The organism is Breoghania sp. JC706 (assembly GCF_037026715.1).
Lineage (GTDB): Bacteria > Pseudomonadota > Alphaproteobacteria > Rhizobiales > Stappiaceae > Breoghania.
This window is the reverse complement of sequence record NZ_JBANCG010000013.1, coordinates 35,747-60,846: the sequence shown is the minus strand read 5'-3', so window position 1 is coordinate 60,846 and position 25,100 is coordinate 35,747. Positions and strand designations below refer to the sequence as shown.

At 61.9% G+C, this 25,100-nt stretch carries 21 protein-coding genes; 10 read left to right on the top strand and 11 right to left on the bottom strand.

Annotation, left to right across the window (positions count from 1 at the left end):
- Positions 1-103 precede the first annotated feature (103 nt).
- From V2L18_RS21525 to V2L18_RS21510, 4 genes are all read right to left on the bottom strand, one after another.
- Entirely contained in the window at positions 104-1,483 is a 1,380-nt protein-coding gene (locus tag V2L18_RS21525) for a PQQ-binding-like beta-propeller repeat protein (protein ID WP_336180409.1), read from the bottom strand.
- Positions 1,483-2,187, bottom strand: coding sequence for a tetratricopeptide repeat protein (locus V2L18_RS21520; RefSeq protein ID WP_336180408.1), 705 nt, complete (start codon positions 2,185-2,187; stop codon positions 1,483-1,485). The genes V2L18_RS21525 and V2L18_RS21520 overlap by 1 nt, the downstream gene beginning before the upstream one ends.
- A 253-nt stretch (positions 2,188-2,440) precedes the next feature.
- A complete protein-coding gene (gene panB / locus V2L18_RS21515; protein ID WP_336180407.1) occupies positions 2,441-3,277 on the bottom strand; it encodes a 3-methyl-2-oxobutanoate hydroxymethyltransferase in 837 nt (278 codons plus the stop codon).
- A 63-nt stretch (positions 3,278-3,340) separates the two neighbouring features.
- Positions 3,341-3,907: an NnrU family protein gene (locus V2L18_RS21510; RefSeq protein WP_336180406.1), complete on the bottom strand. Its 567-nt coding sequence runs from the start codon at positions 3,905-3,907 to the stop codon at positions 3,341-3,343.
- 203 nt (positions 3,908-4,110) lie between these two features.
- On the opposite strand from V2L18_RS21510, the gene V2L18_RS21505 reads away from it, so the two are divergent.
- Positions 4,111-4,425, top strand: coding sequence for a PilZ domain-containing protein (locus V2L18_RS21505; protein WP_336180405.1), 315 nt, complete (start codon positions 4,111-4,113; stop codon positions 4,423-4,425).
- Positions 4,426-4,598: 173 nt separating this feature from the next.
- Positions 4,599-5,051: a L,D-transpeptidase gene (locus V2L18_RS21500; protein ID WP_336180404.1), complete on the top strand. Its 453-nt coding sequence runs from the start codon at positions 4,599-4,601 to the stop codon at positions 5,049-5,051.
- 36 nt (positions 5,052-5,087) lie between these two features.
- On the opposite strand, the gene V2L18_RS21495 is transcribed toward V2L18_RS21500, so the two are convergent.
- The 3 genes from V2L18_RS21495 to V2L18_RS21485 all read right to left on the bottom strand — a co-directional run bounded on the left by V2L18_RS21495 (position 5,088) and on the right by V2L18_RS21485 (position 10,160).
- Positions 5,088-5,594, bottom strand: a complete 507-nt coding sequence (locus tag V2L18_RS21495; RefSeq protein WP_336180403.1) for a GNAT family N-acetyltransferase — start codon at positions 5,592-5,594, stop codon at positions 5,088-5,090.
- Between the two features lie 146 nt (positions 5,595-5,740).
- A complete protein-coding gene (locus V2L18_RS21490) occupies positions 5,741-8,905 on the bottom strand; it encodes an efflux RND transporter permease subunit (protein ID WP_336180402.1) in 3,165 nt (1,054 codons plus the stop codon).
- A 10-nt stretch (positions 8,906-8,915) separates the two neighbouring features.
- On the bottom strand, positions 8,916-10,160 hold the full coding sequence (locus tag V2L18_RS21485; RefSeq protein WP_336180401.1) for an efflux RND transporter periplasmic adaptor subunit: 1,245 nt from the start codon (positions 10,158-10,160) through the stop codon (positions 8,916-8,918).
- A 161-nt stretch (positions 10,161-10,321) separates the two neighbouring features.
- On the opposite strand from V2L18_RS21485, the gene V2L18_RS21480 reads away from it, so the two are divergent.
- Positions 10,322-10,996 (top strand): TetR/AcrR family transcriptional regulator, encoded by a 675-nt coding sequence (locus tag V2L18_RS21480; RefSeq protein WP_336180400.1) that lies wholly within the window; start codon positions 10,322-10,324, stop codon positions 10,994-10,996.
- 86 nt (positions 10,997-11,082) lie between these two features.
- On the opposite strand, the gene V2L18_RS21475 is transcribed toward V2L18_RS21480, so the two are convergent.
- The 4 genes from V2L18_RS21475 to V2L18_RS21460 all read right to left on the bottom strand — a co-directional run bounded on the left by V2L18_RS21475 (position 11,083) and on the right by V2L18_RS21460 (position 15,491).
- Positions 11,083-12,063 (bottom strand): LysR family transcriptional regulator, encoded by a 981-nt coding sequence (locus V2L18_RS21475; RefSeq protein ID WP_336180399.1) that lies wholly within the window; start codon positions 12,061-12,063, stop codon positions 11,083-11,085.
- A gap of 101 nt (positions 12,064-12,164) precedes the next feature.
- Positions 12,165-12,506, bottom strand: coding sequence for a hydrogenase maturation nickel metallochaperone HypA (gene hypA / locus V2L18_RS21470; protein WP_336180398.1), 342 nt, complete (start codon positions 12,504-12,506; stop codon positions 12,165-12,167).
- 243 nt (positions 12,507-12,749) lie between these two features.
- On the bottom strand, positions 12,750-14,927 hold the full coding sequence (gene fdhF / locus V2L18_RS21465) for a formate dehydrogenase subunit alpha (RefSeq protein WP_336180397.1): 2,178 nt from the start codon (positions 14,925-14,927) through the stop codon (positions 12,750-12,752).
- A 27-nt stretch (positions 14,928-14,954) separates the two neighbouring features.
- Positions 14,955-15,491, bottom strand: a complete 537-nt coding sequence (locus tag V2L18_RS21460; protein ID WP_336180396.1) for a 4Fe-4S binding protein — start codon at positions 15,489-15,491, stop codon at positions 14,955-14,957.
- 561 nt (positions 15,492-16,052) lie between these two features.
- Between V2L18_RS21460 and V2L18_RS21455 the strand changes: the two genes are divergently transcribed.
- The 7 genes from V2L18_RS21455 to V2L18_RS21425 are packed head-to-tail and all read left to right on the top strand — an operon-like array spanning position 16,053 to position 25,088.
- Complete coding sequence (locus V2L18_RS21455) at positions 16,053-16,643, top strand: 4Fe-4S dicluster domain-containing protein (protein ID WP_336180395.1); 591 nt, start codon at positions 16,053-16,055, stop codon at positions 16,641-16,643.
- Entirely contained in the window at positions 16,640-18,658 is a 2,019-nt protein-coding gene (hyfB, locus tag V2L18_RS21450; protein ID WP_336180394.1) for a hydrogenase 4 subunit B, read from the top strand. Before V2L18_RS21455 ends, hyfB begins: the two co-directional genes overlap by 4 nt.
- Before the next feature lie 10 nt (positions 18,659-18,668).
- Positions 18,669-19,607 (top strand): NADH-quinone oxidoreductase subunit H, encoded by a 939-nt coding sequence (locus tag V2L18_RS21445; protein ID WP_336180393.1) that lies wholly within the window; start codon positions 18,669-18,671, stop codon positions 19,605-19,607.
- 21 nt (positions 19,608-19,628) lie between these two features.
- Entirely contained in the window at positions 19,629-21,080 is a 1,452-nt protein-coding gene (locus tag V2L18_RS21440; protein ID WP_336180392.1) for a hydrogenase 4 subunit D, read from the top strand.
- 11 nt (positions 21,081-21,091) lie between these two features.
- On the top strand, positions 21,092-21,745 hold the full coding sequence (gene hyfE, locus V2L18_RS21435) for a hydrogenase 4 membrane subunit (RefSeq protein ID WP_336180391.1): 654 nt from the start codon (positions 21,092-21,094) through the stop codon (positions 21,743-21,745).
- 5 nt (positions 21,746-21,750) lie between these two features.
- Positions 21,751-23,373: a hydrogenase 4 subunit F gene (locus V2L18_RS21430; protein ID WP_336180390.1), complete on the top strand. Its 1,623-nt coding sequence runs from the start codon at positions 21,751-21,753 to the stop codon at positions 23,371-23,373.
- The gene (locus V2L18_RS21425; RefSeq protein WP_336180389.1) at positions 23,373-25,088 is read left to right on the top strand and encodes a hydrogenase large subunit; all 1,716 of its coding nucleotides are present in this window, start codon (positions 23,373-23,375) and stop codon (positions 25,086-25,088) included. Before V2L18_RS21430 ends, V2L18_RS21425 begins: the two co-directional genes overlap by 1 nt.
- Positions 25,089-25,100: the final 12 nt, after the last annotated feature.

Genomic DNA, 25,100 nt, shown 5'->3' with positions numbered 1-25,100 from the left:
ACGATGGACCGCAGGTACGCGGCCGATTGGCGTGCGGAATACACGAAAATGGCCGGCGCGCGAAGGGCACGCCGGCCTTTTGTTGTTCGAGAGTCTGGCGTCGTCAGTTGTAGGCGACGATATCGCCCTTGCCTTCCACAACGATCAGGCGGCCTCCGGCGATGATCGGCGCCATGTAGGTCGGCTCGGACGTCTCACGGTTGGCAATAATCGCTCCGTTCTCGGGATTGACCTGTGCCATGCGGCCGTCACTTGAGAACATCCAGAGCTTGTTGCCCGCAAGAACCGGACCAGCCCAGTTCGACTGCTTCTTCTTCGTGCGCACGACGGGAAGCTGGGTCACCCACATCGGCTCACCGTTCTTCAGGTCCAACGCAACCAGCCGGTCGTTGAGATCGATCAGGAAAACGGCATTGCCCGCCACCGCGGGCGTATGCACGCCCCCGATATCCTGATCCCAGATCCGCTCGCCGGTTTTCAGGCTGACACCGATCGTGCGGCCGGCGACGCCGGTCGCGACCACGGTGCCACCCGCAATGACGGGGCTCGCAGACACATCCGCCAGACCGGAGATCGCCTGCGTACGGTAGGACCGGCTGACGGCGTCCGACCATTTCGGCGTTCCGTCCTTGGCATCAACCGCAGTCACTTCGCCGGAAGAGAAAGGCACGACCACCGTGTCGCCGGAAACCGCCGGATTGGCGGATGAAAGCAGACCGGCGGTCTCGGGAATTCCAGCATAGGACCAGACCTGCGAGCCGTCTTCCTCGTTGATGGCAACAATCTCGTTGGTCTGCGTCACGACATAGACCTTGCCGCCCGCAGCCGTCGGCGCCCCGCGAGCCGGAGCATCGAGCGGCACCGTCCACAGCTTCGCGCCGTTGCCGGGGTTGAGCGCCACGAGCGCGCCATAGCCCGTGGCGGCAAAGACCTTGCCATTGTCGGCGGCGACGCCGCCGCCAAGAGCCGTATCGCTTTCGCCATCGGGCCGAAGCACGACTTTCCACTGACGTCCGCCATTGCTGGAGAATGCCGTGACATCGCCATTCTGCTCATAGACGTAGATACGTCCCTGGTAGAAGATCGGCCGCGCGGAAACCCGCGGCGCGGAACTGCCGAAGGTCGAGAGCTTGTAGGACCCGCCTCCGCCCAGCGAGGCCTTCCAGGCGCGCGCGCCGTTGCCGGCAAACGCCACGTGCCCCGGATTGTTGGCGGCGTTTCCGCCTGCCTGGCTCCATTCGCCCATGGCGTGTGCAGCCGGAATGGACGGAGTTTTCTTCTCGATCCCGGCGCTCTGGAGCGCGTCGGCGCCCTTGAACAGCGGCTCGCGCTGGCCCGGGAGGATCTCCTCCTTCTCGGCAAACGGATTAAGCGAGGATATCGAGGAACAGCCTCCGAGCAGCGCGGCTGCCAGGACGGCCGCCGTCACCACACGGATAGGCTTGCCGTGGCCGGCGGCGTCGCGAGGGGTACGCTTGCTCATCACTGGGTCTTTTCCTTGTCCGTGGCGGCCTTGCCTTCGTCGGAGGCGACTTCAGGCCCCTTCGCCGCCTGGATGAGCGCCTGCATCATCCGCGCCCTTGTATTCACGTCGGCCGGCGCTTCCCTGTCTTCCAGGATCATCGCATTCCACTTGCCGGCGCCGTCCATGTCTCCGGCCTTCCAGGCGGCAAGGCCCAGGATTTCCCAGGCGGCCGCCCGCAACGCATTGGCCGCGTCCGCAAGGCGTTCGACGCGCGCCTTGACCTGATCGCGGCTCTCCAGATCGACGGCAAGATATCCGGCGCGTATGGCCGCGATGTCCCGGTATCGTCCATCGAGCGACGTATCGTCGGCGATCTCGCCGAACGCCTTGAGCGCTCCTTCCTTGTCCCCCGAAGCGGCGAGCTCGCTAGCCGTCCGCATACGGGCGAGCATCGGATAACCACCAAGAGAACCGGAGAGTTTGGCAAGATCCTGACGCGCCGCATCGTGATCGCCGGCATCGCCCTCCTCGATCGCAGTCAGGAGAACGTCACCGGCCGCAGCCGATTTCTGTGCCTGCTGATATTCCCAGAACCGGTAGCCACCGGTCCCAACCACGATCAGAACCGCAACGCCGATGATGTAGGGCGCGAACCGCTTCCACAGCTTGCCATAACGATCGCGCCGAAGGTCTTCATCGACCTCGCGAAAAATGTCGGACATCGAACCTCGCTCGAAACTTCCTCAAGATCCCCGGCTCCCCAAGGCGAGCCGGAGCAATTCCGACTGAGGGATCCGTACTTTGCATGGCTCCGCTCTCACAAGGAAGACGGACCCGAACGCCGCCGGACCATACATGCTCCCCCCCGGCGACGCAATCTGACGGGCCGGCACGCGGCCGCCCGAAACGCGCCATCGCCCTCATGCGTCGAGGTCATGGCGAATTTACGGCCGGCACGGGCGGAAATTGCAGGACTTACTCGCCCGACGCGAGCTTTTTCGGCATGCCATAGACATATTCCGGCGCCGGGAAGGTACGCGCGCGCACTTCCTGCGCATAATCGCCCACAGCGGAATCGATGGCGTCAGCAAGCCTGCCGAATGTCTTGACGAATTTCGGAACGCGTGGCGAAAGCCCCAGCATGTCCTCCAGAACCAGGATCTGTCCGTCGCAGGCGCTCGATGCACCAATCCCGATCGTCGGAATCGCGATCTGTTGCGTGATCCGCGCAGCGAGCGGTTCCACGAGTCCTTCAAGGACAACTCCGAAAGCTCCCGCCTCCGCGACCGCTGCCGCGTCGGCCTCAATTTCCGGCCACTTTGCCTCGTCGCGCCCCTGAACCTTGAAGCCGCCCATCGTGTTGACGGACTGGGGTGTGAGGCCGACATGGGCGAGGACCGGCACGCCGCGCTCCGTGAGATAGCGCACGGTCGGGGCGATGTGGCGTCCGCCTTCGAGCTTTATGGCGCCGCAACCCGTCTCCTTCATCACACGGGCGGACGTGCGAAATGCCTGTTCGGGGCTTTCCTCATACGAACCGAACGGCAGATCGACGACGACCAGAGCACGCTCCGAACCGCGCACCACTGACTGGCCGTGCAGGATCATCATTTCAACGGTGACGGGGATGGTCGATTCCAGACCGTGCATCACCATGCCGAGCGAGTCGCCGACGAGCATGAAATCGGCGTGACGATCGATGAGGCGCGCCGTGTGCGCATGATAGGCGGTCAACGACACGATCGGCTCGCCTCCCTTGCGGTTGGCGATATCCACCGCCGTCAGGCGGCGGGTCTGTGCGTGTGCCGACATGGCAACTGTCCTCCAGATACAGATACGATCATTCGAATTTGGTCGCTCGCTCCCGAACTCGCCTCAAGCGAGAATGGGAACGCCGATCAGCCAGAGATGGAGCTTCCAGACAAAGGCCGCGTAGAGTGCGCCGCCAATGACCACCGCAAGGATGTCGTTTCGAAGCGATCCCCGCACAGGTTCCGGTGCGGGACGCCGCTTCAGCGAAATCCGGTCGTAGACGCCCCAGGCGAGGAACGTGCCGAATAGAACGAGCGAGGCCACATCGCCATTCACCAGCAGGTGCGCCAGAGCCCACGTCTTCACCGCTGTGATCATGGGGTGCTTCACCGTCGCCTTGATCCGCCCCGGCAGATAGGTGGCCGGCAAAAGGATGAAGGCGAAGAGCATCAGCAGCATCGCGATGTGCCGCGTCCAGGCAGGAGGATAATAGAGTACAGGCACGCCTTCCGATCTTGCCAGGCCAAAACCGTAGACGATGAGCACGAAACCGAGCAGCGACAGGATCCCGAATGCTGCCCTGTAGCCGCGAGCCCCCAGACGCCCGACGAGCGCCGCCCGCAAGGCCGGTCGCGCCGGCACCGCGTGCGCGCCGACGAAAACGACCAGTCCAAGAACGAGAATTTCCATTGTCATACCCCTCCCGGCCATCTTCGCGGTACCGCGCCTGCCGCCACGCCTTGCCGCTCTATAGCAAAATTAGCGGACCTTCGGGAGGGCGGATCAGCGCATCCGCCCCTTGTCACCGCAACCAGCAAACCGCGCATCTGTAATCATCTATTCACCTCCCACGACTATTCTCGCCATGGCAATTTACTTGGAAGAGTCGTGACATGGACTACTCGGACCGGCGCAAGTCGCACCGCAAGCGGATGCTGCAAGGCGGCAAGATCGTCTACGGGCGCAGCGCCCTGCTGATCGACTGCCTGATCCGCGATCTGTCGGAGGAAGGCGCGCGCCTCAAGGTCGCCAACGCTCGCGACGTTCCAGACAACATCCGTCTGTTCAACAGTGGCGACAACACGCTTATCGATGCGGAAGTCGTCTGGCGCTCGCCGCGTGAAGTGGGCATCCGCTTCAACGGCACGTACAGCTCCGTCACCGAAAGCGACGATCCCAAGATCCGGAACCTGCGCTTCCACAACTGATCCCTCTCCGTGCCCTGGGGCCACGCCTCCCGCAATCGATGCCGCAGCGTCCTTGCGGGCGCGACGAGCCACACCGGCACTCCCCCTGCGCGCCGCGAAGTGGTCTCAGTCACACTTTTCTTTACCGATAGCGCTTAACATGCCCGAACGTCAGACATGTCTGGGGGGCATCCATGTTTCGCAAGCTTATCCTCTCTGCCTGCTTGTCCATCGGCCTGATGGCAACGGCCCACGCGAGCGCCAACTTCGGATTGGGTTACGAAGGTCCAAGCATCGTCGCTGTCGTCGATCTCTCCGATCAGCGGCTCAGCGTGTACAATGAAGGGATCCTTCTGCATAAATGGAAGGTATCCACGGCCCGGCGGGGATACATCACGCCCGTAGGTCGCTATCAGCCGTACCGCATCCACAAGATGTGGCGCTCGCGAAAATACGACAACGCGCCGATGCCCTATTCGGTCTTCTTCCACAAGGGCTGGGCCGTCCATGGAACGAACGCGATCCGCCGTCTTGGCAGCCCAGCCTCGCACGGCTGCGTGCGGCTCGATCCGAAGAATGCCAGAACGCTCTACCGGCTTGTGCGTCAGTACGGCATGAACGACGTCGAGATCGTGATCCGCCAGTAGTTGCCTGGATCAAGACTTCCAACCGAACCCGGCTGGTCAGACGCGCTTTTCAAAATAGCGAACGCGCTTGCCACGCTCTTCGAGGAGGGCTGTGCCGATCTCCTCGAACCCAAGCGCAGCATGAAAGGCGTCCGAAGCGGGGTTCGGCGGCTCTGCATTGACCTCGCAAACGACCCGCGGCGCGCCGAGTTCCCGCGCATGGGTGAACACATGCGCATACAGCCGGCGCGCAAACCCCTTTCCGCGCTCGCTCGGATCGACACAAACCCGGTCGATATAGACGAAGCGATCGAAGCGGTCCTGAAACCACCGAAAATTCGGACTTTCGTATTGCGCATTTTCGCCGACGGCGAGAACGAAGGCCCTCCCTGCACCGATCCGCGCGGCAACGCAGCATTCCGTGACAAGTTTCCGCATCTCGGGCGCCGTCAGGTAGCTCAGTTCCGTCGCATGCGCATTGTTGAGGTGCAGCAGCGGCGCTTCCTCATCGATATCTGCAGCATCGATGGCGATTATGTCAGCGGGGACCGTCGAAGAAGTCATCGTCACTCACTCTGCGCAGGCGCAAGGTTTACGGTGCAGACGGAAAAGTCGCCTGATCCGCGAACATGTTTCCGGCCGGGCAGCACGCCACCCGGCCGGCCGATGATCAGGCGACGCGCGCCAGATCGTTAGAGCGATCGGTTCGATCAGACCTTGGAGCCCTCGCCGTCCGCGGCGGCCTCCTCCGCGCCGTCCTTCGTCCCGCCGTTGTCTTTCTGCTTGCCGGGGAAGACCCGCCGCACGAGCACGAACAGCAGCGGCGCGAAGAAGACGCCAAGCACGGTGGAGGCGATCATGCCGCCCATCACGGCGATACCGATCGCGTTCTGGCTACCAGACCCCGCCCCGTTAGCAATGGCCAGCGGCAGCACGCCGAGGATGAAGGCAAGCGAGGTCATCAGGATCGGCCGTAACCGCTGCCGTGCTGCTTCCAGCGTGGCGCCCAGCAGATCCTTGCCCTGCTTCTGCCACTCCAGCGCGAACTCCACGATCAGAATGGCGTTTTTCGCCGCCAGACCGATGGTCGTGAGCATACCGACCTTGAAGTACACGTCGTTCGACTGGTCAAAGAGAAGCGCCGCGATCAGGGCGCCGAGAATACCGATCGGAACAGTCAGCATCACGGCAAACGGAATGCTCCAGCTCTCGTACAGCGCAGCGAGAGCCAGGAACACGACCAACGTCGAAACCGCATAAAGGTAGATGGCTTGATTGCCAGCAATCTGCTCCTGCGCCGACAACCCGACCCATTCGAAGCTGTAGCCTTGAGGCAGGGTCTTGATCAGCCGCTGAATCTCGTCCATCGCCTGACCGGAGCTGGCTCCAGCCGCGGCGCTGCCCTGGATCTCGACGGCGGAGAGGCCGTTGAAACGTTCGAGCCGCGGCGAACCGTAGGTCCAGTTTCCCACCGCAAACGCCGAGAACGGCACCATGTCATTATCGGAATTCCGGACATACCACTTGTCTATGTCTTCCGGCTGCATGCGGTATTTCGCATCGCCCTGCACATAGACCGACTTGATACGAGTTTCGTAAATGAAGTCGTTGACGTATGTCCCTCCCCAGGCCGTCGACAGCGTGTCATCGATGTCGGAAAGATCGAGTGAATAGGCGCTCGCCTTCTCTTCATCGATATCGACGTGGTACTGAGCGGAATCCTCCATGCCATTCGGACGGGTATTGGCGAGAAGCGGGCTCTGCGCCGCCTTGCCAAGCAACTGGTTGCGCGCGGCAATCAGTTTCTCATGCCCCTGCCCGGCTGCATCCTGAAGATATAGGTCGAAACCGCTGGTGACGCCGAAACCGGGAATCGCCGGAGGCGCAAGGGCAAAGACCTGCGCATCCTTGAATTGCGAGAAGATCCGCATCGCCCGCCCGGCAATCGCGTTGGCCGATGCCTCGGGGGTTTTCCGTTCATCGAAATCCTTCAGGCGGATAAACATGAGGCCGACGTTCTGCCCCTGACCGCCGAAGCCAAAACCGGCCACGCTCATCACGCCCTGCACGTACTTGCTCTCGTCTTCCAGGAAGTGCTTGGTCGCCTGGTCGATTACGGCATTCGTCTGGAGCGAGGTAGCGCCCTGCGGAAGCTGAATGCTGGTGAGCAGGATGCCCTGGTCTTCCTGTGGAATGAACGCGCTCGGCACTTTACCGAACATGTATCCAGCCGCACCAATCATGGCGACGAAGATGACAATGAACGGAATAGGCCGCATAAGCATTCCGCGCACGCCATTGCGATAACCGCGCGTTGTGCGATCGAAACCACGGTTGAAGAGCCCGAAGATACCCTTTTCCTTGGCCCCTTCCTTCGGGCGCTTCAGGATCGTCGCGCAGAGCGCCGGCGTGAGGATCAACGCCACCAGAACCGAAAGGACCATGGCCGTCACGATCGTCACGGAGAATTGACGATAGATGACGCCCACCGAACCGCCAAAGAACGCCATCGGAATGAACACGGCAGACAGGACCGTCGCGATACCGACGAGCGCGCCCGTGATCTCCTGCATGGACAGGATCGTGGCCTGCTTCGGCGAGACGTCTTCATCCTCCATAACGCGCTCGACGTTTTCAACCACGACGATGGCGTCATCGACGAGAAGACCGATTGCGAGCACCATGGCAAACATGGTGAGCGTGTTGATCGAATACCCGAAGACCGCCAGCATTCCGAAGGTTCCGAGCAGAACCACGGGGACGGCAAGCGTTGGGATGAGCGTCGCACGGAAGTTCTGCAGGAAGACGAACATCACCACGAAGACGAGGACAATGGCCTCGAACAACGTGCGCACCACTTCCTCGATCGAAAGCTCAACAAACGGCGTCGTATCGTAGGGGTAGACGACCTCAACCCCGGACGGCAGGGTCGGCGAGACATCGGCGATGACGTCCTTCACCGCAGCCGCGGTACTGATCGCATTGGCCCCGGTTGCTAGATAGACCGCAAGGCCAGCGGCGGGCATGCCGTTATATTTGGAGACCGTGTTGTAGCTGTCGGAACCGACTTCAACACGGGCCACGTCGTTCAGACGAACCAGCGAACCATCGGTCGACGATTTCAGGATGATATTCTCGAACTGCGAGACGGTCTGAAGACGGCTTTTTGCCGTTACGGTTGCGTTCAGCAACTGCCCGTTGACCTGAGGACGCGCGCCAAGCTGTCCGGCCGAGACCTGGGTATTTTGCGCCTTGATAGCCGACGTCACATCGCTCGGCATAAGCGAGTATTTCTCGAGCTTCGACGGATCGAGCCAGATCCGCATGGCATATTCCGCGCCGAACAGGCGTGTCGAGCCAACCCCCTCAAGTCGACTGATACGATCATCGAGATTGCTGTCGACCCAGTCTGACAAGTCGGTGTTGGTCAGTGTGCCGTCCTTCGACACGAAACCGATCACCATCATGAAGCTATCGGAGGACTTGGTGACCGTAACACCCGTATTCGTGACAGCCTGCGGTAGCTGGCTTTCGACCAGTTGCAGCTTGTTCTGCACCTGCATCTGGGCAACGTCCGGATCCGCTTCGTTGGTGAACGTCAGCGTTATCGAGGAACTGCCGGTCTGCGACGAGGTCGACGTCATATAGTCGAGATAGTCGATGCCGGTCATACCCTGCTCGATCACCTTGGTGACCGTATTCTCGACCGTCTGCGCGTCCGCCCCCGTATAGGTGGCGGAAATCCGGACTGTTGTCGGAGAGATCTGAGGATATTGCGAGATCGGAAGCGAATAGAGCGCCAGAAGCCCGCCGAGCATAACGGCGATCGCAAGCACGGCGGCGAAGATTGGCCGCTCAATGAAGAAGCGCGACATGGAGCGGTCCTCAGTTTTTCTTCGCAGCGGGTGCGCTGCCGTGGTCGCTCGCGCCCCCACCACTCGCATCCGATGAATTGACTTCGGCCGGATCCACGCTCCTCGTCCTCACCTCCTGGCCAGCCGAAACTTTCGAGAAACCCTCCACGATCAGCATGTCATCCGCGGATATCCCGCCGTCCACCAGCCAGTTATTGCCGACCGAGCGTTGAACCGACAGCGTACGGACCTCGACCTTGCCGTCCTTGTTGACGAACTTCGCCGTAGCGTCGCCTTCAGGCGTGTGCGAGACGACATTCTGAGGCACGAGGAAGCTGCCCTCCGCGATGCCTTCCTCGATGATGCCACGCACATACATGCCCGGAAGGAGAAGATGGTCGGGGTTCGGAAACCGTAGCCGGACCGTGAACGTGCCGGTCGTGGTGTTTATCGCCGTCTCCCGAAACTCCAGCGAGCCGTTCATGTCGTACATGGAGCCGTCTTCCATAAGCAGCTTGACGGCGACGTTGTCACCGGAAGTCTTGACGCGCCCTTCTTTTACCGAACGCTGCAGCCGAAGCAGATTGGTGCTCGACTGGGTGACATCGACGTTGATGGGATCAAGCGTACGGATCGTGGTAAGCGCGGTGTCCTGATCGGCCGTCACGAGTGCACCGACCGTGACGGTCGAAGCATCGACGCGACCGGAAATCGGCGCTTTCACCTGCGTGTAATCGAGGCTGATCCGCGCCTTTTCAACGTCCGCTTTCGCTGAGGCCACTTCCGCCTTCGCCTGAAGCAGGTCCGAGCGCGAATCTTCATAGTCCTGCTGTGCGACAGCCTCCTGCTTCACCAGATTTTGGTAGCGGTCGAACTTGGACTGGGCACTGGGCACGGCAGCCTCAGCTTTCTGCAAGCTGGCCTTTGCCGAGTCGTAGGCCGCCTGATAGCTCGAAGGATCAATCTGATAGAGAACGTCGCCCTCTTGGACTTCGCTGCCTTCCTTGAACAGCCGCTTCAGGATGATTCCGCCCACCTGTGGGCGCACTTCCGCAACAAGCGACGCCGAGGTGCGGCCTGGCAGTTCCGCCGTTATGGCAACCGTCTGAGGCTCCATCGCGATAACGCCGACCTCATACTTTTCCATCGGCGCACTTTGCGCTGTCTGCTGCTTCTGATCATCGCATGCTGCAAGCCCCAGGCACGCAAACCCCACGATCACGGCGCCGACCAGAGGGCGACGGCGAATTTTCGAACCGATTGCAGAAGAGATCACGACCTGATCCTTGTTGAAAGCACAGCGAGACGGAGGCACGCATTTGTCTCAGGGCACGCCGCACCTATTTACAAAACTCCAGTTTCCCATTAGCCACTCACCTAATCCGTGTCAACGATTGGGATTTTCTGACAGTGCCGCGCGAACAGGGCCGAAGAGTCATGTCGAGAAACACTGCCGTTGCGACAGGAAATGCGCAGAAAGAGGGGCTCCGGTCGAGGGGACGGCCGAAGCTCAAGCCGGACTGCGTTCAAAGGCAGGAGATTTTGGAGGCAGCCAAGGATCTGTTTCTAACGCGCGGCTATGGCAAGACAACGACAGACGATATCGCGGCACAATGTGGAATTTCAAAGCGCACGCTCTACAGGCTTTACCAAAGCAAGATCGACCTTTTCGCGGGGATCATAGAATCCCATCGGTCCCAGATGTTCGTGCTGCCCAAAGGTCGTCAGGACATTTCAGCCACCGTAGCGCTGGAATACATGTTCCGCATCGATCTCACCCCTCAGGAGGAGGCTGAGACCGAAGAACTTCTCGGCATCGTGGCTACAGAATCTGATCGATGTCCAGAGCTGCGCGAGATCGTGAGGCAACACGGAGCGGAAGTGGCCATTGCCCAATTGGCTCACTGGCTGTCAGACCGGCATAATGCCGGCGAAGTCACTATCGACGACCCACACGCTTGCGCACAGATTCTTATGGATATGGTGTTTGGCACCCTTGGCAAGCACCTTCCCGAACGCCCGTCCCTCCCTAGAGGTCAGGCCCGGATCGAGCACATACGGCGCTGTATCTCGATCTTTCTCCATGGCGTGGCCGCAGATCGCACCCATTAGGAATAATTGCCGCCCGAACAAAGAACTCGGAGAAGGCGCGCAGACTCCCCGCCCCCTCGAGATCCGAACTTCGCCCCGTCACTGGTTCAGGCCATTTCGGCCAATCTCGGCGCAATCTTGCGAGCCTCGTCGATGAGAGCCGCGGTTAGCGGCGGCTGGGGATCGCGCTGGGCGACGACGAGGCCGATCAGCCGCGTGACCTCGGGCGCCACCAACGGAATGGCCCGTATCGAAGACGGCAGATCCAACGCTTCCACCATGATGTGGGGCATGATCGTCGACCAAACACCCGAGCCAAGGTGGGTCTTGATCACGATGATCGAGTTCGATTCGAGCTTAGGATGAATGTCGATTCCCGCTTCCGTGAACACCTGATCGATGATGCGTCGGTTCTGCATGTCACGAGAAAGCAGGCACAGCGGCAGGCTCGCCGCCTCTTCCCAGGTCACGGACTTGCGATCCCTGAACGGCCCGTCGCTCGACGTCACCAGATGATAGCGCTCTCGGTAAAGCGGGACCTCATAGACGCGGCCGAGCGGTTCGTTATCCAGATACGTGATCCCCGCATCCAGCTGCAGATTGTCGATGCGGCCGAGGATATCTGTAGACGTGTGGGAGGATATCGTCAGTTCTATCCCCGGATGGACGGCCCATAATGCAGACGTATGCCTGACCATGACCGGCAACGCGGTTGGAATCGCACCGATCCTGAGATGACCGATATCCCCCTGTTTCATCGTCTCCACGTCGGCACGCATGGCATTCATGTCGCCGACGATCCGTCGCGCCCATTCCAGAACCCTCTGACCTTCGGCGGTGAAACCGAAGAACCGCGAACCGCGGTCGACCAGTGGGATACCGAGGGTGTTCTCAAGCTGCTTTATCGCCGCGGAGAGGTTGGGCTGGGAAACCCCACATGCCTGGGCGGCCCGGCCGAAATGCTTCTCCCGGGCAAGAGCCAGCAGGAATTCAAGTTTCTCTTCCATGCGGAACCATTTCAGATTGTGGAGGGCCATATCGGCTAAAAATTTTAAACCGAGTATGGCCTCCGAGGGAAAGAAGCCCATTGAGGGAGGTCAAGACATCCTGGTCGGGAGGGTAACCTCGATCGCTCATCGGCGTTGGCGCGCTCCTCGTTTTCGGGAAGAAGCGCCGCGGGGTCCGTCGCTTATGCGACTTCCAGTTCGACCAGTTGCATCTCGTCGCCGCCGATCGGATCCAGACTGTATCCTCCACACTGCGGACAGGAGGAAAGACGCGATTCAACAGAGACCTCAGCTCCGCATTCCAGGCATTTCGCGATGCCCTGCGGCTGCTCGATCTCCAACAGCGCGCCTTCAGCGAAGGTCTGTCTGCTGGTGACATCGAAGGCGTAGCGCAACGATTCGGGGTCCAGGCAGCTGAAGCGGCCGATCGAGAGCTTGAGCCTGCGCACTTGATCGAATCCCCTCGCCTTTCGTTCACGCGACAGAATGCGAAACAGGGAATCGCAAATCGTGAGTTCATGCATGGCCGACCTCTGTCCATATGTCCCGAAGTGCTCGTTCCTTCTCGGCCGGGCCTCGTTAGGGATAGGAGGCCCGGCAACACCGAAGGCCGAATGACCTGATCGGTTCAGGCGGCGGGGCGTCTCGAAGACCGCGAGCCTGACCGATACTTGATAGATTTTGCAAGTCCGGTGGCGAACGGCCGCCCGCGTCGGTAAACCGACGGGGCGGCCGATCATCTCATTGACCCGATTGTCTACCGGGCCTCAGGCGTGCTCAGGCGCACGAAGCTCCGAAGCGTTCTCCACGGCTCCGCTGAGGTTGCCCTTCAGCGTCGCATAGAGTTCCTGAACATGGTTCTCGGCCCAGACCTGATCGTCGATCGATTCCAGCTTGACGGCGGAATACTTGTATTCCGGCGTCTTGGATGTCGGGTCGAAGCTCTCACCCGTCAGTTCGTTGCAGGCACCGATCCACCACTGGTAGGTCATGTAGACAGCACCCTTGTTGGTGCGCTCGGTGATCTTCGCCCGGGTGATGATCTTGCCCCGACGGGACGAGACGTAGACGAGTTCCTTGTCCTTGATGCCGAGCCGCTTGGCATCCTCGGGATTGATCGTCACAAAGCCCGGCTCGTCCGCCAGCGTCTGCAATGCCGAGCAGTTGCCCGTCATCGAGCGGCAGGAGTAGTGCCCGACCTCGCGGACCGTGCAAAGGACCATCGGGAAATCGTCGTCCGTCTGGTCCATCGGCGGATGCCATTCGCAGGCGTAGAGCAGACCCTTGCCATTCGGGCGCTGGAACTTGTTGCCCTCATAGAGGTACTTGGTTCCGTGGGCGTCATCCAGGTCCGTGCACGGCCACTGAACGTAGCCGAGGCCTTCCATTTTTTCGTACGTGGCACCGTAATAGATCGGGGTCAGCTCGCGCAGCTCGTCCCAGATCTCCTTGGTGTTCTCGTAGTGCATCGGGTAGCCCATCGCCGTGGAGATTTCGGAGATGATCTGCCAGTCGTGCTTGCACTCGCCCTTCGGCGGCACCGCCGCTTCGAAGCGCTGGAACGTACGGTCGGCGGCGGTGAACACGCCTTCATGCTCGCCCCAGGACGTCGCAGGCAGAACCAGGTCGGCGAACATCGCCGTCTTGGTCATGAAGATGTCCTGAACGATGACAAACTCCATGCCTTCCAGCGACTCGCGAACCGCGGTCAGATCCGGATCGGTCTGGGCCGGGTCTTCGCCCATGATGTAGTAGCCCTTGAGCTTGCCTTCCTTCACCAGATGCGGAACATCGGTGACCATGGCGCCGATCTTGTCCGGCAGCTCCTTCACGCCCCAGCGCTTGGCAAACTTCGCGCGGATCTTCGCATCGGTAACAGGCTGATAGCCCGGGAAGACGTTGGGAAGCACGCCCAGGTCACAAGACCCCTGAACGTTGTTCTGGCCACGGACCGGGCCGACGCCCACATTCGGACGGCCGAGATTGCCGGTCAGCAGCGCCAGACCCGACAGGCCCTTCACGACATCCACGCCCATCGTCCACTGCGTGACACCCATGCCCCACAGAATGGTGGCCGTCGGCGCGGCTGCGTAGATACGCATCGCCTCGCGAATATCGTCCGGATCGAGGCCGGTGATGTCGGCAACGTATTCCGGCGTGTATTTGGAGACGATCTTCTTGTACTCGTCGAACCCTTCGGTGTGCTTGGCGACGAATTCCTTGTCGTAGAGGCCTTCGGTGATCAGAACATTGGCGAAGGCGTTGACCAGCGCCATGTTCGAGCCGTTCTTCAGCGGCAGATAAAGATCGGCAAGACGCGCCGTCTCGATCTTGCGGGGATCGCAGACGATGATCTTGGCGCCCTTTTCCTTGGCCTCGATAACGCGACGCGCGATGACCGGATGGCTGTCGGCAACGTTGTAGCCGAAGACCAGCAGGCATTCGGTATCGCCGATCTCCTGGATCGAGTTCGACATGGCACCGTTGCCGAGCGTGACGGCGAGGCCGGCGACCGACGGCGCATGGCAGACGCGAGCGCAGTTGTCGACGTTGTTGGTGCCGATGGCAGCGCGGGTGAACTTCTGCATGACGAAGTTCGTCTCGTTGCCGCAACCGCGCGACGAGCCGGTCGTCATGATCGCATCCGGGCCGTACTTCTCCTTGATCTCGGAGAACTTCGTCGCGGCGATCTTGATCGCCTCGTCCCACGTGATCCGTTCGAAGTCCTTGTCGCGCGAACGACGATACATCGGGTACATCAGCCGCGGCGTCAGGATCTTCGTGTCGTTGACGAAGTCGAACCCGTAGTGACCTTTCAGGCAGAGGCGCCCCTCGTTGGTGACACCGTCAAGCGGCTCGACACCGACGATCTTCTCGCCTTCCACCAGCAGATTGAACTTACATCCCGTCCCGCAATACGGGCAGACGGACATGTGCTTTTCCATAATTCCACCTTTTGAACTGGATTCCCGTCAGACCGCGATTGCAGAAATCGCAGTCTTTTCGCGCAGATCGGCGAGAGACTTTTCGACGCTTTCCGCATCCACAACATGCAACGCGTTCGTTGGGCATGCCGCGACGCAGGCCTGCCCGGCCTCGCGATCGATGCAAAGGTCGCATTTGTGCGCCTGGGCCTTGACGCCGGTCGTCATGGTCACCCCGGCGAATTCCCTCACGGCCGGCACGGTGATGACGTCCATCACCCCGAAGGGGCAGGACATCATGCAGTTCTTGCAGCCGACGCAGCGCTCCTGATCGATCTGCACCGAATTGTTGCGATAGACGATCGCGCCTTCCGGGCAGGAATTCAGGCAAGGAGCATCTTCGCAGTGGTGACACATCACGGCAGTCGTGATGGTCGCCGTCTGGATGACGCGAATGCGAGGCTTGAAGTTTTCGTCAGACAGGGGCGCGGGCGTCCCGTCTCCGTTATGCGCCATTGCGCACGCGATCTCGCAAGTGCGGCAGCCGATGCACTTGCTCGGATCTGCAGCGACGAACCTATTCATCAGATTTCATTCCTTCCGAATGCGTCTGTCCCCGAAGAACGCACTCCGGGCATCGCCGGACGATACGTCCTTCCACAATCATCTCGGGGGCCCGAGGAGGCGCCACGCGCCCGGACATAGGCCGCAAGTTCAAGGGCTTGCTCACCCGGCTTCTCCGCTGTCGCCGTGCGCGCTTTCCGCACAAGCGAGCCAGGGAGAGGGCCGCGCACCCCGCGCCGGCATTGGAGCGATCCATCATTCTTATCGCCCGATCCAAAATAAATATTCATGCATTACTCCAGTTTGGATCGCTCGATAAATAGTATCAATCGCTCTATCTCCAGCTTCCAATCCATAAACCCCATTTAATTTTTGAAAATTGATCGATATCAAACTCAGAAAACACGACACTGCTAGTTTGCGACTGCGGATCAAAACTCAATAGCCCATAAAAACGTAACCTATACTTGTTTTTTATTGGGCGATCAGTTTTGGCTATCGAATAAACCCGAGCCTGATGGCTCGAGAGGCGGCGCCTAGGAAAAGGACGTCGCTGGCGCATCCGGAGGTGCGAAGAGACCAATGAACCGCTTCGTAGTCGCGGAGCCCAGCAAGTGCATCGGCTGCAACACCTGCATGGCCGCCTGCACGGAGGCGCACAAGCGCGAGGGCCTGCAATCCCATCCACGCCTCCAGGTGACAAAGACATGGGAACAAACCGGCCCCATTCTGTGTCACCATTGTGAGGACGCTCCCTGCGCCCGGGTCTGCCCGGTCGACGCGATCCAGCATGTCGACGGAGCCATCCAGCTCGACGAGAAGATCTGCATCGGTTGCAAGATGTGCGCGCTGGCCTGCCCGTTTGGCGCAATCACCCCGAGCGGCACCAGTCTTGCCGGCGTCGCCGGCATCATGACCAAGGCTCCCCAGTATTCAGAGGCGCTCGATCCCCTTCTCGTGTGGGATCTCGGCGTCCACACCGTCGCCGTCAAATGCGACCTCTGCTCGTTCTCCGACGACGGCCCCGCCTGCGTCAGCTCCTGCCCGACAGCCGCCCTCTACCTCGTTGGGGGCGACGGCATGGATGACGCGACTTCAACCAAACGCGACATGACCGCGTCACAAGTGGTCAAACCGCGGCTTCACCCCGTCATGGAGGGGCCTGAGGCATGACATCGCTCAGCTTCTTCTGGATTTCGATCCTCGTGTCGGTGGTCGGCGCTCTCGCCAGCCTCCTGGTCAGAAACTCCGACAGCACCGCCATCCGGGCCGCCAGCGGCGTCGGCATCGTGGCTTCGGCCGCGGGGCTCGTTGCCGGCCTCACCGCCCTTTCCGGTCCCGCCGCGATCTCGCACCTCGTGGGCCCCTACCCCTTCGCCCATTTCGTGCTTCGTCTCGACCCGCTCGCGGGTCTGATGATCTCCGTCATCTCCCTGCTTTCGCTCGTCGCATGGATCTATGGCCTTGCCTACATGCGCGAATACGAAGGTCGCGGCGTCGGGGGAATGGGCTTCTTCATGCACATCTTCATCGCGTCGATGATGCTGGTGGTCGCTGCCGATAACGCCTTCTGGTTCCTCATCTTCTTCGAGATGATGTCCCTCGCCTCATACTTCCTGGTCATCTTCGACCAGAATGACGAGGCCGTCAGCGCGGGCTTTCTCTATTTCTTCGTCGCCCACGCGGGCTCGGTGCTGATCATGGCCGCCTTCTTCCTGATGGCCAACGCCGCCGGCAGCTTCGACTTCGCGGCCTTCCGCGAAACCTCGCTTTCGCCGACGACCGCTTCAATCGTCTTCGTCCTCGGCTTCCTCGGCTTCGGCGCCAAGGCGGGCATGATCCCGCTGCACATCTGGCTGCCGCGCGCCCACCCGGCCGCGCCGTCTCACGCTTCGGCACTGATGTCCGGCGTCATGATCAAGATCGGCATCTTCGGCATCATCAAGGTCGGCCTCGACCTGTTGGGAGGCCAGGAGCTGCTGTGGTGGGGCGTCGTCGTCCTCGCCTTCGGCGCCGTCTCCTCAGTGCTGGGCGTGATCTACGCGCTCGCCGAACACGACATCAAGAAGCTGCTCGCCTACCACTCGGTGGAGAACATCGGCATCATCCTGCTCGGCGTCGGCGTCGGCATGATCGGCATTGCGACGGACAACCCGACGCTGGCGGTCCTCGGTCTGATGGCCGGCCTCTACCACCTGCTCAACCATGCCGTCTTCAAGGGGTTGCTGTTCCTCGGCGCGGGCTCGGTCATCTACCGCACCCACACCAAGGACATGGAAGCCATGGGCGGTCTGGCGAAGACCATGCCATGGACGGCGCTGTCCTTCCTGATCGGCGCCCTCGCCATCTCCGCGATCCCGCCGCTCAATGGCTTCGTGTCGGAGTGGTACACCTACCAGGCCCTGTTCGCCGGTGCCCTTGAAGGCTCGTTCCTGGTCCGCTTCGCAACCCCGATCGCGGCCGTCATGCTGGCACTGACCGGTGCGCTCGCCGTCATGTGCTTCGTCAAGGCCTACGGCGTGATCTTCTCCGGCCCGGCGCGGTCGGAAAAGGCCCGCCACGCCACCGAGGCACCGCATTCGATGGTCGCCGGCATGGCTGTTCTCGCCATCGCCTGCGTCCTCCTCGGCCTGCTCGCCCCGGTCGTCGCCCCCATCATGGGCAACATCGCCTCCGCCACTCTCGGCGTTCCGGCGGTCATGCTCGCCGATGGCGGCACCTTGATGCCTGGTGAAGGTGCAACGACGGTCCTCTCCACCCCGCTCATCGCGGTCCTGCTGATCGCGCTGGCCATGCTGCCGCTCGTCATCCACGGCATCTATGCCCGGATGCGGGCCGACCGGCGGCGCACGGAAGCGGCCTGGGCCACCGGCTATCTGCCCGATGTGCACATGGCACTGACGGCCAAGAGCTTCGCTCAGCCGATCCGGATGTTCTTCGCTCCCCTCTATGCCGTCCGCAAGACCGTGGCCTCGGTCTGGGCGTGCCTCACCCGCGGCTACGAACGCTTCGTGTGCTTCGCACGGCGCAACGAGCCCTGGGCGGACACCGGCTTCGTCAATCCCATCGCCAACAGCGTCGGAGTTGCCGGGCGCCGGCTCCAGGTCATCCAGAGCGGAGATTTCCGGATCTACTGCCTCTACATCGTCGGCGCGCTCGTCGCGCTGCTCATCGTGGCTGCAAGTTAGGAGGCTCGTCGTGCCGACACTTTCCCACTTCTTGCTCGCCGTGGTTCAGGCACTTGCGCTGTTCGCAGTCGCCCCGCTCATTTCGGGACTGTCCCGCTTCGAACGCGCAAAGATGCACACCCGCCGCGGCCCAAGCATCTTTCAGGACTATCGTGACATCTACAAACTCTTGCGGCGCCAGGACCTGGCGCCGTCGGAGGCCGGACGGGTCTTCCAGTTCATGCCCGTCATCATGCTGGGCGCGCTGATGGTCATCGCGACTGGCCTGCCGATGCTGACCCGCTTCACGCCGATCCCGGCCGTGGGCGACCTGATCACCATCGTCTACCTGTTCGCCCTCGTGCGCTTCTTCTTCTCGCTCTCCGGCCTCGACAGCGGCTCCTCCTTTGCCGGTATCGGTGCCAGCCGCGAGCTGACGATGGGCGTTCTGGTCGAGCCGATCATGCTTCTGGCCCTGTTCGTGGCGGCGCTGGTCGCCGGTTCCACCAACTTGGGCCAGATCGGCATCGCGATTTCCTCCGGCACGGTGCACTCCGCCGCAGCCACCCTGCTTGCCGCCGGCGCCTTCGCCTTCGCGCTCTACATCGAGCTCGGCAAGCTGCCCTACGACATGGCGGAAGCCGAACAGGAACTGCAGGAAGGACCGCTCACCGAGTATTCCGGCCCGTCGCTGGCGCTCGTGAAGTGGGGCCTGGCGCTGAAGCAGACCCTCGTCGTGGGCTGGTTCATCGGCGTATTCCTGCCCTTCGGCAGCGCCACCGAGATGTCCTTCTTCGGCCTCATCGGCGGCCTGATCGCCTTTGTCGTGAAGCTCTTCGTGATCTTCGGCGTCATCGCCGTCATCGAAAACAGCGTGGCTCGCGCCCGCTTCCGCCTGGCACCGCAACACAGTTGGCTGGGGGTCGGCGCAGCGTCGCTTGCCTTCGTCTTCTACCTCGTCGGGCTTTGAGAGACGTGTAGGGGCATTCCCGTGATTACTCTTCCAACCACATTCCTGACGTTCCTGGCCCTGGCCGCCACGCTCGTGCCGTTTATCGGTGCAGCCGTGATCGCCTCGCTGCCTCGGGAACACGCCAAATGGATCTGCCACGGCTTCGCCGCCGCGACAGTGGTGATCGCCCTGGTGATCGCCTTCGCATTCGGCAGCGACAGTCACGTCGTTCTCATCGGCTTCGGACAGACCGAAGTCCTCGGCCTGACGCTTGACCGCGTCAGCGTCCTGGTGGCGCTTGCCGTCATCTCCATCGGCTATCTCGTCGCGCTCTACTCCATCGGCTACCTCAACGAGGGCAACCGCGAGCATCCCGACATCGGCCGGCGGCGCTTCTATGCCTTCCTGCTGATCTTCATCGGCGCGATGGCAGGCCTCGTCTTCACCTCCACCGTCATCGGCCAGCTCGTCTTCTTCGAGATCACCGGTGCCTGCTCCTGGGCTCTCATCGGCTACTACGAGACCCCCAAGGCGCTGCGCTCGGCAGCGAAGGCCCTGCTGGTCACCCACATCGCCTCCATCGGGCTCTATGTGGCGGCCGCGCTGCTCTTCATCTTCACCGGCACCTTCGCGGTGACCGCGATCGCGACCCTCACCGCTTCGCAGAAGGCCATTGTCCTGCTGGCCATCCTCGTCGCGGCCTGGGGCAAGTCGGCACAGCTGCCCTTCCACATGTGGCTGCCCGACGCCATGGAGGCGCCGACCCCGGTCTCCGCCTACCTGCACGCGGCATCAATGGTGAAGGTCGGCGTCTACATCTTCGCCCGCGGCCTGCTTTCCTCGGGCGGCGCACCGGAGATCGTCGGCTGGGTCGGCTGCACCATGGCGATCATCACGCTCATCTACGGCTTCGCCATGTACCTGCCGCAGATCGACATGAAGCGGCTGCTCGCCTACTCCACCATCACCCAGCTCGCGACCATCATGTTCGGCCTGTCGATCTCGGTCTTCGGTTCGGATCTCGCCTTCAAGGGTGCCATCGCGCACATCTTCAACCACGCCTTCGGCAAGACCCTGTTCTTCCTGGTCGCAGGCGCCCTCAGCTACACCGCCGGTACGCGCATGCTGCCGCAGCTTCGCGGCATTCTTTCTCGCAAGCCGCTGCTCGGCATCGGGTTTGCGTGCGCCGCCATGGCGATCGCGGGTGTTCCGCCCTTCTCCGGCTTCTTCTCCAAGTTCGCCATCTTCGCGGGCGGCTTCGAGGTCGGCAAGGATCACTGGCTGCTGATGGTGTTCGTGGCAATAGCTCTGCTGGAATCGGTTGCGACCTTCGCCTGGTTCCTGAAGTGGCTGGGCCAGTGCATTCCCGGCAAGCCGTCGGAGGCCATCGCCAACGCCGCGCCCACCCCCTTCACCATCCAGGTGGTCATCACCGTGCTGATCGTGATGTCGGTGTGCTCCAGCTTCATCGCGGCCTGGTGGCTCGGTTGAGGAGATAGGTCATGCACGAATTCCTGTTCATAAACGGCCTGTCCGGCCTCCTGATCATCACCGCATTGCTGGTGATCCTGTCCAAGAAGGCGATCAATTCCGCCATCTTCTACTCCGCCCAGTCCTTCGTCATCGTGGTGCTGTTCATCTTCCTGGGTGCGCAGACCGGTTCGGGCGAACTCTACCTGTGGTCCTTCACGGCCTTCATCACCAAGGTCCTGCTGGTCCCCTTCATCATGTACACGATGTTCCGCCGGCTCGATGACGGGGAGCTCGGGTCCGGTCAGGTCATGCCGGCGGCATTCTCCGCCATCGGCGCGGCGCTGATCGTGATCCTGTGCTACGCGGTCCTGTCCCGCGTCACCCTGCCGTCGGCGGAAAATCTCAAGCCGGCACTGGCGATCTCGCTTGCCCACTTCTTTCTCGGGCTCTCCTGCATCGTCGCCCAGCGCAACATCCTCAAGCAGGTCTTCGGATACTGCCTGATGGAGAACGGCTCTCACCTCACCCTCGCCATCCTGGCCCCCAACGCCCCCGAACTGGTGGAGATCGGCATCGCCACCGACGCCGTGTTCGCGGTCGCCATCATGGCTGTGCTCGGGACCCGCATCTTCGCGAAGCTCAACTCGCTCGATGCGCGCAAGCTCACGACCCTGAAGGGCTGACGAAAATGACACCCTCACTCTTGCCAATCCTGATCCTGGTCGTTCCGTTGGTGGCAGCCCTGGGGCTGCTGCTCACTCCGACCCGGAACCTGACGACCAGGACATGCGAAGGGGTCCATCTCGGCTCCATCGCCCTGATCGCGATACTCTCGCTGAGCCTTGCAGCTTCGGTGCTCGGCGGGAATCATCCCTCCAGTCTTGGCGGGTGGCTTTATGTCGACGCGCTCGGCGTGATCTTCCTGCTGATCATCGGCGTGGTCGGCCTCATGACTGGCCTCTACTCGATCGGTTACATCCGACACGACCTTGAAGAAGGCCTGCTCGATGCCCACCGCGTGAAGATCTACTACGGCTTCTTCTCGCTCTTCCTCTTCACCATGCTGCTGTCGGCCACCGCCAACAACATCGTGATGATGTGGGTCGCGGTGGAAGCCACCACCCTCGGCTCCGCCTTCCTGGTCGGCATCTATGGTCAGAAGTCGTCTCTCGAAGCGGCCTGGAAATACGTCATCATCTGCACCGTCGGCGTCGCCTTCGGCCTCTATGGCACGGTCCTTGTCTTCTCAAACGGTGCCGAGGTGCTGTCCGATCCCCACCAGGCTGTTCTGTGGACGTCGCTTGCCGAAAATGCCAAGCTGCTCGACCCGTCGCTGATGAAGATCGCTTTCGTCTTCATCCTCGTCGGCTTCGGCACCAAGGCCGGCCTCTTCCCGATGTATGCCTGGCTGCCCGACGCCCACTCGGAAGCCCCGAGCCCGGTTTCCGGCCTGCTCTCCGGTGTCCTGCTGAAGTGCGCGCTCTTCGTCATCATCCGCTATCTGGCACTGATGATCCGCGCCATCGGCCCGGAATTCCCGCAGACGCTGATCCTCGTGCTCGGCACCCTGTCGGTCATCGTCGCCGCCATGCTGTTCTTCGTGCAGAAGGACCTGAAGCGGAAGCTCGCCTACTCGTCCGTCGAGCATGTCGGCTTCATCGCCGTCGGTCTCGGCCTCGGCGGTCCGCTGGGCGTTGCCGCGGCCCTGCTGCACTCCATCAACCACTCGCTCGCCAAGGCGCTGCTCTTCTGCGGCTCGGGCAACGTGGTGATGAAGTACGGCACCCGCGATCTCGGCAAGGTCAAGGGCATGCTCCGCCTCGCGCCTGCAAGCGGCGTGCTGCTGATGGTCGGCGCTCTGGCGCTGTCGGGCTTCCCGCCCTTCAACGTCTTCGTCAGCGAGTTCCTGATCTTCACTGCGGGCATTCAGGCCGGCTACTGGATCCTGATGCTTGTGCTGCTCGCCTTCTTCACCGTCACCATCGCCGGCTTCGTGCAGATCATCTCCGGCTCCGTTCTCGGCAAGCCCGAGGAAGGCGCCAAGGTCGGCGATGTCGGCAAGCAGACCCTCATCCCCCTCGGGATCCTGGCCGCCATGGTCCTGATCATGGGCTTCGCGGTCCCGACCCCGATCGCACGGCTCGTGTCGGAGGCAAGCGCCATCGTCCTCGACAGCGGTGACCCCGTGGTCGTGAAGGCCCCCTGGTCGCTCTTCGGAAACGAGGAAGCCACGGTTGCGGAGAAGGCGGGCGACCTCCTCGTCACCCCCGCGGCAGCGGCCGAGACCGCCCAGAATACGGAGACCAAGTGATGGACATGTTCGTTCAAGACCGTGTCGGCGGCACCTATCTGACTGCACTGCGGGCCGTTCTGCCCAACGCCATCCTCAAGGAAGAGTGGCAGACCCCGCAGCAGGTCACGATCACAGTCACCGCCGACGCCCTGCTCGATGTCGTGAAGACGCTCTACTACGAGCACAACGGGTGGGTTTCGGTCGTGGTCGGCAACGACGAACGTCCTCTCAACGGACACTTTGCCGCCTACTACGTCCTCTCGATGGAAGGCACCGAAAAGTGCCACATCGTTGTGCGTGTCGAGATTTCGGCCGTCACCCAGGAATGGCCGTCGGTCACGCCGGTCGTCCCCGCCTGCGTATGGGGCGAACGCGAGATCCGCGACATGTTCGGCCTGACCCCGGTGGGGTTGCCGGACGCTCGCCGCCTCGTCCTGCCCGATGACTGGCCGGACGATCTTCACCCGCTTCGCAAGGACGCGATGGACTATCGCACACGCCCTGCTCCGACGCAGGACGACGAGACCTACGAGTTCATCAACGATGCCAAGCAGGAAACCACGATCGTTCCGATCGGGCCGCTGCACATCACCTCCGACGAGCCGGGCCACTTCCGCCTCTTCGTCGACGGTGAGGACATCATCGATGCCGACTACCGGATGTTCTACGTCCACCGCGGAATGGAAAAGGCGGCCGAGGCCCGCATGGGCTACAACGAGGTCACCTTCCTCGCCGACCGCGTCTGCGGCATCTGCGGCTACGCCCACTCCGTCGCCTACACCACCTCGGTGGAGAACGCGCTGGGTGTCGTGGTTCCGGAACGTGGCCAGGCGATCCGGGCAATCCTGCTGGAGACGGAGCGGCTGCACAGCCACCTGCTGAACCTTGGCCTCGTGTGCCACTACACCGGCTTCGATTCAGGCTTCCAGCAGTTCTTCCGCGTCCGCGAAAAGGCGATGGTGCTGGCGGAAGTGCTGACCGGGTCACGCAAGACCTACGGCATGAACCTGATCGGCGGCGTCCGTCGCGACATTCTGGGTGACCAGGCGATCGAAACGCGTCGGGTCGTTGCAGAGCTGCGCGAGGACGTCAACCGTCTGGTCGACATCCTTCTCGCCACCGCCAACATCAATGGCCGCGTGGTTGGCGTGGGCAAGCTCGACAAGCAGATCGCCCGCGACTACAGCCCCGTCGGACCGATGGTGCGCGGATCGGGCTTCGCCCGGGACGTGCGCGCCGACCATCCCTTCGCCGGATACAAGTCCGTCCCCTTTACAGCCCGCTCGCACGACGGCTGCGATGTGCTGTCTCGCACGCTCGTGCGCATCGAGGAAGTCCATGACAGCCTCAATCTGATCGAGGCCCTGCTCGACGTCGCACCCGGCGGCCGGATCCTCACAGAGGACTTCGAATACAAGCCGCACAAGTTCGCCCTCGGCTTCACCGAGGCCCCGCGCGGCGAGGACATCCACTGGTCGATGACCGGCGATAACCAGAAGCTCTATCGCTGGCGCTGCCGGGCCTCGACCTACAACAACTGGCCCGTGCTTCGCTACATGCTGCGCGGCAACACCGTTTCGGATGCCGCCGTCATCGTTGGCTCTCTCGACCCCTGCTACTCCTGCACCGACCGCGTGACCGTCGTCGACGTTCGCAAGAAGTCCGCGACGACCGTCCCCTACAAGGAGATGGAACGCTACGGCCGCGAGCGCAAGGATTCACCGCTCAAGTGAGGCACATCGCAT